Annotated in this window: 4 protein-coding genes and 2 pseudogenes; all 6 read right to left on the bottom strand. The window is 70.9% G+C overall.

The annotated features are described in order from the left end of the window. Positions 1-332, bottom strand: a pseudogene (locus tag HMPREF3115_RS04475) (4-alpha-glucanotransferase); the annotation flags it as partial. Then, complete coding sequence (gene treZ, locus HMPREF3115_RS04470; protein ID WP_070553517.1) at positions 329-2,188, bottom strand: malto-oligosyltrehalose trehalohydrolase; 1,860 nt, start codon at positions 2,186-2,188, stop codon at positions 329-331. The pseudogene HMPREF3115_RS04475 and the gene treZ, both read right to left, overlap by 4 nt. Continuing rightward, on the bottom strand, positions 2,185-4,311 hold the full coding sequence (glgX, locus tag HMPREF3115_RS04465) for a glycogen debranching protein GlgX (RefSeq protein WP_006398956.1): 2,127 nt from the start codon (positions 4,309-4,311) through the stop codon (positions 2,185-2,187). The genes treZ and glgX overlap by 4 nt, the downstream gene beginning before the upstream one ends. Before the next feature lie 32 nt (positions 4,312-4,343). After that, entirely contained in the window at positions 4,344-6,542 is a 2,199-nt protein-coding gene (gene glgB, locus HMPREF3115_RS04460) for a 1,4-alpha-glucan branching protein GlgB (RefSeq protein WP_070553515.1), read from the bottom strand. Then, entirely contained in the window at positions 6,539-9,949 is a 3,411-nt protein-coding gene (gene treS / locus HMPREF3115_RS04455) for a maltose alpha-D-glucosyltransferase (protein ID WP_070553513.1), read from the bottom strand. Before treS ends, glgB begins: the two co-directional genes overlap by 4 nt. Next, positions 9,946-11,982: pseudogene (locus tag HMPREF3115_RS04450) on the bottom strand (alpha-1,4-glucan--maltose-1-phosphate maltosyltransferase); the annotation flags it as partial. The pseudogene HMPREF3115_RS04450 and the gene treS, both read right to left, overlap by 4 nt. Positions 11,983-12,008: the final 26 nt, after the last annotated feature.

Here is a 12,008-nt window from a genome sequence, read left to right as displayed (position 1 = left end):
TCGCCGCTCGCGCCGCCCACGCGGCCGTCGACGTGCCCGCCCGTCTCGAACGTCACGCGATAGCGCGCGCCCGGCCCGGCCACGGTGGCCGGCAGCGCGATCGGCATGCCGGCGTCGGCGGTGATCATGCGCGGCGGCGCCGCATCGGCATCGACGAGCGCGGCGAGGCTGTCCACGCGTTCGACCGGCGTGCCGCACGGCCAGCCGAGCGCGTCGACGAGCGCGAACAGCGCGTCGTCGTCGACGCGGCGCGGCACGCCGGCCGCGTCGGTCCAGTCGGTCTGCAGCCCCGCCGCCCGCGCGAGGGATGCGATCGGGATGTCGGTCGTCATGGCCGCGCGTGTCCGTTCGCGCGATGGTTCAGCGCATCGTGGTTGACCGCGCCGTCGCGCCACGCGATGCATGCGCGTGCAGGCAGGCGTGCGTCGACGAGCGCGTCGCGCGCACGCGGCGGCGTCTCGAACACGATCTTGCCGACCGGCAGTTCGGGCAGCGCCGTCGCGCGCGGCCCGAGGTTCAGCGCGAGCGTCAGCGTGCTGCCGTCGCCGAGCCGCCAGCGTGCAACAAGCGCGCGCGCCGTCTCGTCGTCGGCCAGCACGTCGACGCCGAGCGCGCGCGCACCCGGCAGATGCGGCGTGACGAGCGCGGCGCGCACGGTCAGCGCGCTGCGGTAGAAACGGCGCCACGCATCGGCATCGGGCCAGGTGTCGGGCCGTTCGTGCAGCGCCGAGCGCGCGAAGGTCGCCGGGTCGTTCGGATCCGGAATCGCGTCGCGATGCGCGGGATCGGCGAACGCCGGAAACGCGGCGAATTCGCGGCGGCGGCCCTCGCGTACGGCGTCGGCGAGCGCGCCGCGATAGTCGGTGAAGAACTGGAACGGCTGCGTGCTGCCGTCTTCTTCGCCCATGAACAGCAGCGGGATCTGCGGCGACAGCAGCAGCAGCGCGGTCAGCGCGCGCAGCGCGTCGTCGTTCGCGAGCGCGCGCAGCCGCTCGCCGAACGCGCGATTGCCGATCTGGTCGTGGTTCTGCAGGAACGACACGAACGCGGTCGGCGGCAGCTGCGCGCTCGGCTCGCCGCGCGGTGCGCCGTCGTGCAGCGGCGACGGTTCGCCCTGGTACGCGAATCCTTCGCCGAGCGTGCGCGCGAAATGACGCAGAGGCGCGTCCGCATACGCGCGGTAGTAGCCGTCGCGCTCGCCGGTCAACAGCACGTGCGCGCTGTTGTGGAAGTCGTCGTTCCACTGCGCGTCGAAGCGGTCCGGCCCGAGCAGGCTCGCGGTATTGCGTTCGTTCTCGAGCACCAGATGCACGTGGCGCTCGCCTGCGGCCGTGCGCACGCGCCGCGCGAGCTCGCGCAGCCACGCGTCGTCGTCGATCGCGTGCGCCGCGTCGATGCGTAGACCGTCGAACCGGTACTCGTCGATCCAGTACAGCGCGTTCTCGATGAAGAACGCGCTCGTCTGCGCGCGCGAGAAGTCGATCGCAGGCCCCCACGCGGTGTGCCGGTCGTCGCGGAAGAACGCGGGCGCATAGCGCGGCAGCAGGTTGCCGTCCGGGCCGAAGTGGTTGTACACGACGTCGAGGAACACCTGCAGCCCGAGCCCGTGCGCCGCGTCGATCAGCGATTTCAGTTCCTCGGGGCGGCCGTACGACGCATCGGGCGCGAACGGCAGCACGCCGTCGTAGCCCCAGTTGCGCGTGCCGGGAAACGCGTTGATCGGCATCAGCTCGATCGCGGTCACGCCGACCGATGCGATGTCGGGCAGGCGCCGCTCGACGTTCGCATAGCCGCCGCACGCACCGACGTGCAGCTCGTACAGCACGGTCTCGTGCCACGGCCGGCCGCGCCAGGCACCGTGCCGCCAGCGATACGCGGCGGGATCGACGACCTGGCTCGGGCCGTGCACGTCGGACGGCTGGAAGCGCGATGCGGGATCGGGGACGACGAGCTCGTCGTCGAGCCGATAGCGATAGAGCGCGCCCGCGCCGACCGGCGCGACGAGCTCGAACCAGCCGTCGCCGGCGGCCGTCATCTCGAGCGTTTGCGCGCCGTGCAGCTCGACCTGCGCGCGGCGGCTGGCAGGCGCCCACAGACGAAAGCGCGTATGGCCGGCGTCGAGGCAGGTCGCGCCGAACGACAACTCGAACGCATGCGTGGACGACGAAGCGGCGGAATGGGACGTCATGGCGTTTCCTTCGAAGACAGGTCGGTCGGCACGGGGGCGACCGCGATCACGGCCGCGTGCGCGGCGACCTCGAGGCCGTCGGCGGGCCAGTCGCGCGGGCCGCCGTCCGGCGTCGCGGTGTCGACCAGCACGCGATACGCAAGCGCGGGCGGCGGCGGCTTGAACGTGATCGTCTCGGCCGACGCGTTCAGCATCACGAGCAGCGCCTCGGTGCGGCCCGTGCGGCCGGTGCCGACGCGCCGCATCGTCAGCGCGCGGCGCTCGCGGTCCTGCCACGCGGGCACGCTGACCTCGTCGCCGTGCTCGTCGAACCACGCGATCTCGCGCATGCCGGGCGCGCCGTCGCGGTCGCCGGACGGAAAGCGCGGCGTCGACATCACCGGATACATGCGCCGCAGCGCGGCGAGCCGCGACACGAAGCGCGTCATCTGCACGGCCTCCGGCTGCTGCGCGGCTTCCCAGTCGAGCCACGACAGCTCGTTGTCCTGGCAGTACGCGTTGTTGTTGCCGTGCTGCGTGCGGCCGAATTCGTCGCCGGCCACGAGCATCGGCGTGCCGAGCGCGGTAAACAACGTCGCGAGCATCGAGCGCGCGACGCGGCCGCGCACGTCGCGGATCGCCGGATCGTCGGTCGGCCCCTCGACGCCCCAGTTCGCGCTGCAGTTGTCGTCGCGGCCGTCGCGGTTGCCTTCGCCGTTCGCTTCGTTGTGCTTGCCCGCATACGAGACGACGTCGGCGAGCGTGAAGCCGTCGTGCGCGGTGACGAAGTTGATCGACGCCCACGTGCGGCGCCGCTGATGGTTGAACAGGTCGGCCGAGCCCGCGAGCCGCGCGGCCAGCTCGGGGCGCTGGCCCGCGTCGCCGCGCCAGTAGCGCCGCACGGTGTCGCGAAAGCGGTCGTTCCATTCGGCGAAGCCGGGCGGATGGCGGCCGAGCTGATAGCCGCCCGGGCCGACGTCCCACGGCTCGGTGATCAGCTTGCGCTGCGCGAGCACGGGGTCCTGCCGCAGCGCATCGAAGAAGCCCGCGCCGGGATCGAAGCCGTGATCCTCGCGGCCGAGCGTCACGCCGAGATCGAAGCGAAAGCCGTCGATGTTGAACGCGGTCGCCCAGTAGCGCAGCGAGTCCATCACCATCTGCAGCACGCGCGGATGCGACAGGTTCAGCGTATTGCCGCAGCCGGTCTCGTCGACGTGATAGCGCCGGTCGTCGGGCACGAGCCGGTAGTAGCTCGCGTTGTCGAGGCCGCGCCAGGACAGCGTCGGCCCGAGCTGGTTGCCTTCGCAGGTGTGGTTGTACACGACGTCGAGCACGACCTCGATGCCGGCCGCGTGCAGCTGACGGATCGCGATGCGCATCTCGTCGAGCCGCCGCGTCGACAGATACGACGGCTCGGGCGCGAAGAACGCCGCCGTGTCGTAGCCCCAGTAGTTGCGCAGTCCGCGGTTCAGCAGTTCGCGCTGCTGCAGGAACGCATGCACGGGCAGCAGCTCGACCGTCGTCACGCCGAGCGCGAGCAGGTGATCGACGAAGGCCGGATGCGCGAGCGCCGCGAACGTGCCGCGCTCCGGCGCGCGCAGCCCCGGCCGGCGCATCGACGCGCCGCGCACGTGCGTCTCGTAGATGACGGTGCTGCGCCACGGCACGCACGGGCGCCGGTCGTTGCTCCAGTCGAACGCCTCGTCGACGACGATGCACTTCGGCATCGCGGGCGCCGAGTCGCGCCGGTCCATCGACAGGTCGCCGCGATTCGAATGCACGCGATAGCCGAACAGCGCGTCGGACCAGCGGAAATGGCCGAGCAGCTTGCGCGCGTACGGATCGATCAGCAGCTTGGTCGGATTGAAGCGATGGCCGGCCTGCGGCTGATACGGACCGTCCGCGCGAAAACCGTACACGGTGCCCGGATGCGCGCCGGGCAGGTAGCCGTGCCACACCTCGTCCGTGCATTCGGGCAGGTCGAGGCGCGCGAGCTCCTTGCGGCCGGTCGAATCGAAGATGCAGAGCTGGATCCGGTGTGCGTGCGCGGAAAACACCGCGAAGTTCGTCCCGAGGCCGTCCCAGGTCGCGCCGAGCGGATAGCTGCGGCCGGGTTCCAGGCGAGGGGGCAGGGCGGTCGGCATGGGGGGAGTCTCCGTGTCGAGGGCGCCGTCGGTCATGCCGGAGTGAGCCATAGCGTGGCGAGCGGCGGCAGCCGTAGCGTTGCCGACCACGCTTCGCCGTGCGCGGGCACATCCTCCGCCCACACGGCGCCGTCGTTGCCGGCGTTGGTGCCGCCGTAGACGGCGGCGTCGGTATTCATCAGTTCGCGCCACGCGCCGGGCGCCGGTAGCCCGACGCGATAGCCGGTGCGCGGCACGGGCGTGAAGTTGCAGACGGCGACGACGGTGTGCCCCGCATCGTCGCGGCGCGCGAACGCGAACACGCTGTTGTCGCGGTCGTCGCCGATCAGCCAGGCGAAGCCGGCCGCATCGCAGTCGAGCGCGTGCAGCGCGGGCTGCGCCGCGTAGGTGCGGTTCAGGTCGCGCACGAGCCGCTGCACGCCGCGATGTGCGGGCGCGTCGAGCAGATCCCAGTGCGGCGTGCCGTCGTGCGCGAACTCGGCCCACTGCGCGAGTTCGCTGCCCATGAACAGCAGCTTCTTGCCCGGATGCGCCCACATGAAGCCGAAGTACGCGCGCAGCGTCGCGAGCCGCTGCCAGGCGTCGCCGGGCATTTTCGACGCGAGCGAGCCTTTGCCGTGCACGACCTCGTCGTGCGAGAGCGGCAGCACGAAGCGCTCGGAGAACGCATAGACGAGCCCGAACGTCATGCGGTCGTGGTGATAGCGGCGATGCACGGGATCCTCGTGCAGATACGCGAGCGTGTCGTGCATCCAGCCCATGTTCCACTTGAAGTCGAAGCCGAGCCCGCCGTCGCGCGTCGACGCGGTGACGCCCGGCCACGCGGTCGACTCCTCGGCGACCGTGACGACGCCCGGCGGCGCATCGTCGCCGTGCAGCGTGTCGTTCAGTGCGCGCAGGAATGCGACCGATTCGAGGTTCTCGCGGCCGCCGTAGATGTTCGGCACCCACTCGCCGGCCGCGCGCGAGTAGTCGCGATACAGCATCGACGCGACGGCGTCGACGCGGATGCCGTCGACGTGATAGCGGCGCGCCCATGCGAGCGCCGACGCGATCAGGAACGCGCCGACCTCGTTGCGGCCGACGTTGAACACGCAGGTGTGCCAGTCGGGATGCATGCCTTCGCGCGGGTCGGCATGCTCGTACAGCGCGCTGCCGTCGAACTGCGCGAGCCCGTGCGGATCGTCGGGGAAGTGCGCGGGCACCCAGTCGACGAGCACGCCGATGCCGGCCGCATGCGCGCGATCGACGAAGCGCGCGAAGCCGTCGGGCGGCCCGAAGCGCGCGGACGGCGCGAACTGCGCGAGCGGCTGATAGCCCCACGAGCCGCCGAACGGATATTCGGCGATCGGCATGAATTCGACGTGCGTGAAGCCCATGCCGCGCACGTACGGAATCAGCCGCTCGGCGAGCTCGTCCCAGGTCGCGTTGCGGTCCATCTGCTCGGGATAGCGCTGCCACGATTCCGGATGCACCTCGTAGATCGACCACGGCCGCCGATAGCGGTCGCCGTGCGCGCGCGCCTGCAGCCACGCGTGGTCGTGCCAGGCGAAATCGTCGACCGCGCCGGTATCGGCGACGATCGAGGCGGTACGCGGCGGCGCCTCGGTCGCGCGGGCGCACGGGTCGGCCTTGTGCGGCAGCACGCGCCCGTCGGCCGCGCGCAGCTCGTACTTGTAGCGCTCGCCCGCGCCGATCCCCGGCACGAACAGCTCCCACACGCCCCACGGCAGCCGCAGCCGCATCGGATGACGGCGGCCGTCCCACGCGTTGAAGTCGCCGACGACCGATACGCGTTGCGCATTCGGCGCCCAGACCGCGAAGCGCACGCCGTCGACGCCGTCGATGCAGGTGGGCACCGCGCCGAGGCAGTCGAGCACCGCGGACGGGTTGCCGGCCGCGAAGCGCGCGAGCGCCGCGTCGTCGAGCAGCAGCCCGAACGCGTAAGGGTCGTCGATCACGTGCCGCGCGCCCGGCCATTCGACCGCGAGCCGATAGCGGCCGTTGTGCGCCAGCGTGCCGGCGAAGCAGCCCGCGTCGTCGACGCGCGCGAGCGTGCCAAGTTCGGCGCCGTCCGGCGCCAGCACGCGCACGTGCTGCGCGCCGGGCAGCAGCGCGCGCACGATCGTGCCGCCGTCGTGCGCATGCGGCCCGAGGCAGGCGAACGGATCGGGATGGCGGGCGCCGAGCAGCGCGTCGATGTCGGCGCGGTCGAACAGCGCGTCGGTCATGACTCGTCTCCGTCTTCGGCGCCGCGATGTTCGAGCAGCCGCTCGACAAGCGCCGCGAGGCCGCCGACCGGCACGCAGAGCCAGTCGGGACGGTTCGCGGCCTCGTAGCAGAGCTCGTACGACGCCTTGTCGATGAGGAACAGCGCGAGCAGCCGGTCGGTGTAGCGCGGATCGACGAAGCGCACCGGCGCATGCTCGGCGGCTGCGCGATAGCAGTCGACGAACGCGTCGGCGGCCGCGCGGCCGAAGCGCTCGAACAGCGCGCGCTTGCGGTCGGCGGCCTGCGGCGGCGCTTTCTCGATCGCGAACTGTCCGGTCGCGCTCACGTACGACAGCGAGCGCAGGAAGCCGGCCACGTCGCGCAGCGGGTGCGACTTTGCACGGCGTCGCTCGAGCGCGCGCGCGGGCTCGCCTTCGAAGTCGATCAGCAGCGCGTCGCCCTGCACGTCGAGCACCTGCCCGAGATGGAAGTCGCCGTGGATGCGCGTGCAGTGCGCGTCGAGCGTGCGCGGCACGAGTTCGCCGAGCGCGCGCACGGCCGCGTCGCGCGACGCGAGCAGCCGTTCGGCGGCCGCGCGCGTGTCGGCGTCGAGGCCGTCGAGCCGCGTGCCGAGACAGTCGAGCGCCTGCTCGAACGACGCGATCGCGTCGGCGCACCAGCCGTCGACATGCTCGGGCGTCGCGCGCTCGGGCGCGAACGCCGGATCGTCGGACGGCTGCGCGAGCGCGACGTGCAGCTCGCCGAGCCGCTTGCCGACGACACCGGCGAACGCCGCATAGCCGAGCAGCGCGTCCGTCTCGGCGTCGGGCTCGGTCGTGTCGGCGTCGTCGGCGGCCGGCAGCGCGAGCTCGTCGACCGCGCGTTTCAGGAAGTCGAACGAACGCGTCCACGCATCGCCCTGGTTGTCGACGAAGCGCTGCAGGATCGCGACCGTATGCGGGCGCCCGTCCGGATCGACGTGCACGACTTCGCCGGCGAGCGCGGCGGTGTTCTGGTAGCCGATGCGCGTCAGATGCCGGCTCATCTCCGCTTCGGGATGCACGCCGTGCGCGACCTTGCGCACGAGCTTCAGCACGATCGCCTCGCCGATCACGAGCGAGCTGTTGCTCTGCTCGGCCGCGAGCCAGCGCACTTCGGCTTCGTCGCCGGGGTCGAGCGACGCCAGCGCGGCCTCGGGCAGGAACGCGAGATGGCCGCCGTCGGACGTCGGCACCGTCGCGCCCGCGCGCAGCTTGCGCAGCATCCCGTGCGCGAACGCGGGCAGCGCGAACGCGTCGGTCAGATAGCCCACCGTATGGCCGCGCCGCACGCGCGCGAGCGCGAGCTGCGCGAACAGCGGGCCGGAGGTCTCGCCGCCCCACGCGACCGCGAGCGGCACGACGTAGCGCTCCGCGTGGCTGTCGCCGCGCACCGTCACGCAGGCTTCCGCGTACTGGAACGATTCGCCCGGAATCGGCGTGACGACGTTCAGGCGCGCGTCGGCGATCGTGCGGTCCTTCGACGCGAACCAGCGCCGCCGCGTGAGCCACGACGCGAGCGCGTCGTGCGCGAGCGTGTGCAGCTGCGCGACGTCGGGCCGCGTGTCGCCGCGCCGCATCACGAGCGTCACGTATTCGGGCAGCGGTTCCGCATGCGGCTGCCGCCACGCCGGCTCGCGGCCGTGCGCCGACAGCACGAACCAGAGGAAGCCGTACGGCGGAAAGGTGAGCAGATACGGGAGCTGGCCGACGGGCGGGAACGGCGAGTCCGAGGTCATCTCGATCGGCACGCGCCCCGCGAATTCGGACAGGTCGAGTTCGACCGCCTGCGACGCGCGCGACAGGTTCGCGACACAGAGCACCGGGTCGTGCCCGTCGAGTTCGCGCAGATAGGCGAGCACCTTGCGGTTCTCCGGGCGCAGGAAGCGGATCGATCCACGGCCGAACACCTGCGTCGCACGCCGTGTCGCGAGGATGCGCCGCGTCCAGTTCAGCAGCGAGTGCGGGTCGCGCGTCTGCGCTTCGACGTTGATCGCGTCGTAGCCGTACAGCGAACCCATGACGGGCGGCAGCACGAGCAGTTCCGGGTCGGCGCGCGAGAAGCCGCCGTTGCGGTCCGACGACCACTGCATCGGCGTGCGCACGCCGTCGCGGTCGCCGAGATGGATGTTGTCGCCCATGCCGATCTCGTCGCCGTAGTAGATGACGGGCGTGCCGGGCATCGACAGCAGCAGCGAATTGATCAGCTCGATGCGGCGCCGGTCGCGCTCCATCAGCGGCGCGAGCCGGCGCCGGATCCCGAGGTTCAGCCGCGCGCGGCGGTCGCTCGCGTAGGTCTGCCACAGCAGGTCGCGCTCGGAATCGGTGACCATCTCGAGCGTGAGTTCGTCGTGATTGCGCAGGAACACCGCCCACTGGTTGCTCGGCGCGAGCGCCGGCGTCTGCCGCATGATGTCGATGATCGGAAAGCGGTCCTCGCTCGCGATCGACATGTAGATGCGCGGCATCAGCGGAAAGTGGAACGCCATGTGGCATTCGTCCTCGTTGCCGAAGTATTCCTGCACGTCCTCCGGCCACTGGTTCGCTTCGGCGAGGAGCATCCGGTTCGGATACTCGGCGTCGATCGTCGCGCGGATCCGCTTCAGGATCGCGTGCGTCTCCGGCAGATTCTCGTTGTTCGTGCCTTCGCGCTCGACGAGATACGGCACCGCGTCGAGGCGCAGCCCGTCGATGCCGAGGTCGAGCCAGAAGCGCATGACCTGCAGCACCTCGCGCACGACCGCCGGATTGTCGAAATTCAGGTCCGGCTGATGCGAGTAGAAGCGGTGCCAGTAGTACTGGCCCGCGACCGGATCGTGCGTCCAGTTCGACGTCTCGGTGTCGAGAAAGATGATGCGCGTGCCGGCGTATTTCGTGTCGGTGTCGGACCACACGTAATAGTTGCGGTACATCGAGCCCGGCTTCGCGCGCCGCGCGCGCTGGAACCACGGATGCTGGTCCGACGTATGGTTGATCACGAGCTCGGTGATGACGCGAATGCCGCGCGCATGCGCTTCGCGGATGAAGCGGCGCACGTCGGCGAGCGTGCCGTAGTCGGGATGCACGTCGCGATAGTCGGAGATGTCGTAGCCGTCGTCGCGGCGCGGCGACGGATAGAACGGCAGCAGCCAGATCGCGTCGACGCCGAGTTCCGCGATGTAGTCGAGCTTCGCGATCAGCCCGGGGAAGTCGCCGATGCCGTCGTTGTTCGAGTCGAAGAACGACTTCACGTGCACCTGGTAGATGATCGCGTCCTTGTACCACAGCGGATCGTCCGCGCAGAGCGCGGGCGCGGGCCGGCGCACGCGGCGCTGGCGCGGCGAGCCGGCGCGCGGATGCGACGCGAACTGCGCGCGCCGCACGTCGTCGAGGGAATCTTCGCGTTTCATCTTCCATGTCCTCCCGACGAGCGACGGTCGTCGTCCGTGGCGGGTCTGCTTGCCCGCGCCGCGCCGGCGGCGGGCGCCAGTCGCCAGATCGTGTAAGGCCGCACGTGCGGGTCGAGCGACACGTATTGCCGATGGCCGCGCCACGTCGTCGGATGCGCGGCATCGTGCTCGTGCGCGTCGAGCGGTTCGCCTTCGACGAGCCCGAGGCCGCGCCACAGCGCGCCGTCGAGCGTGAAGTTCGCGGCCTGCGGGTGCCACGGATCGAGGCTGATCGCGACGACGACCACGCTGTCGAACGCGGGCGTCGCCTTCATGAACACGAGCACCGCGTCGTTGTCGGCGTCGACGAACGTGATGCCGAGATGCGTCTGCAGCGCGCGGTTGTCGCGCCGCGCGCGGTTCAGCCGCGCGATCTCGGCGCCGATGTGCGCGGCCTTGCTCCAGTCGCGCGCGCGCAGTTCGTACTTCTCCGCGTCCGCGTATTCCTCGCTGTTCGGCAGCGGCGCCGATTCGCCGAGCTCGAATCCCGAATACATGCCCCATGCGCCGGACAGCGTCGCCGCGAGCGCCGCACGGATGACGAACTGCGTACGCGGCGCGTTCTGCAGGTGGCGCGGATTGATGTCCGGCGTGTTCACGAAGAAGTTCGGCCGGAAGTACTCGCGTGCGGGGCCTTGCGTCAGTTCGGTCAGATACTCGATGAATTCGCGCTTCGATTCGCGCCACGTGAAGTAGGTGTACGACTGCGAGAAGCCGAGCTTCGCGAGGCGGCCCATCATTCCGGGGCGCGTGAACGCCTCGGACAGGAACACGACGTCCGGATGGCGGCCGCGAATGTCGGCGATCATCCACGCCCAGAACGGCAGCGGCTTCGTATGCGGATTGTCGACGCGGAAGATCCGCACGCCCGCGTCGATCCAGAACTGCACGACGTCGCGCAGCGCGAGCCACAGGCCGGGCAGCGCATCGGGCGCATAGAAGTCGGGGTTCACGATGTCCTGATAGCGCTTCGGCGGATTCTCCGCATAGCGCAGCGAGCCGTCCGGACGCCATGCGAACCAGCCGGGGTGCGCCTTGAGCCACGGATGATCGGGCGAGCACTGGATCGCGAAGTCGAGCGCGATCTCGAGCCCGTGGTCGCGCGCCGCGTCGATCAGCCGGCGGAACGAATCGAGCGTGCCGAGCTGCGGGTGCACGGCCGTGTGGCCGCCGTCGGGCGAGCCGATCGCGTACGGGCTGCCGACGTCGTCGGGTGCGGCCTGCAGGCTGTTGTTGCGCCCCTTGCGCGCGGTCGTGCCGATCGGATGGATCGGCGGGAAATACAGCACGTCGAAGCCCATGTCGCGAATGCGCGGCAGGTGCGCGATCACGTCGTCGAAGGTGCCGTGCCGATCCGGATCGTTGCTCGCCGAACGCGGGAACATCTCGTACCAACTCGAGAAGCACGCGGCGCGGCGGTCGACGTCGACCGGATAGACGGTATCGTCGTGCGTGACGAAGGGCCGGTAGCGCAGCGCGGCGACCGCATCGGCGAGCGCGGGCGCGCCGAGCAGCGCGAGCCGGTCCTCCGGCGACGCGCGCTTGAATTCCTTCGTCAGCTGCTCGATGCGCGCGCGCGCCTGCGGATCGACCGGATCGGCGAGCTTCGCGGCGGTCGCGAGCAGCAGCTGCGCCTCGCGCAGTTCGAGCGACACGTCCTGGCCGGCCGCACGCTTTTTCGCGACGTCGTCGACGAGCGACGCCCAGTCGTCGCGCCACGCGATCACGCGGAATTCGTGACGGCCGAGCCGGTCGAGCGTCACCTGCGCGCGCCAGCGATCGTTCGGCTCGGCGACGAACGGCACCTCGCGCCAGTCGCTTTCGCCGGCCGCGCGCCACGCGAGCACGGCCGCGAGATGCGCATGGCCGTCCGAGAAGATCGACGCGCGCACGACGAGCGTCTCGCCGACCACGCGCTTGACCGCAAAGCGTCCGCCGTCGACGGCCGGCTCGACGCGCTCGATCGCGATCCGGTCGGCGCCGAGCGCGGCCGATCATCCGTGGCTCAAGGCGCACCCCG

It is taken from the genome of Burkholderia sp. HMSC10F09 (genome assembly GCF_001806955.1).
Classification (GTDB): domain Bacteria; phylum Pseudomonadota; class Gammaproteobacteria; order Burkholderiales; family Burkholderiaceae; genus Burkholderia; species Burkholderia multivorans.
This window is presented reverse-complemented; position numbering and strand designations above follow the sequence as displayed.

Excerpts from the sequence above, each read along its gene's own strand:
- treZ (WP_070553517.1), bottom strand. The coding sequence starts at position 2,188 with ATGACGTCCCATTCCGCCGCTTCGTCGTCCACGCATGCGTTCGAGTTG.
- glgX (WP_006398956.1), bottom strand. The coding sequence starts at position 4,311 with ATGCCGACCGCCCTGCCCCCTCGCCTGGAACCCGGCCGCAGCTATCCG.
- glgB (WP_070553515.1), bottom strand. The coding sequence starts at position 6,542 with ATGACCGACGCGCTGTTCGACCGCGCCGACATCGACGCGCTGCTCGGC.
- treS (WP_070553513.1), bottom strand. The coding sequence starts at position 9,949 with ATGAAACGCGAAGATTCCCTCGACGACGTGCGGCGCGCGCAGTTCGCG.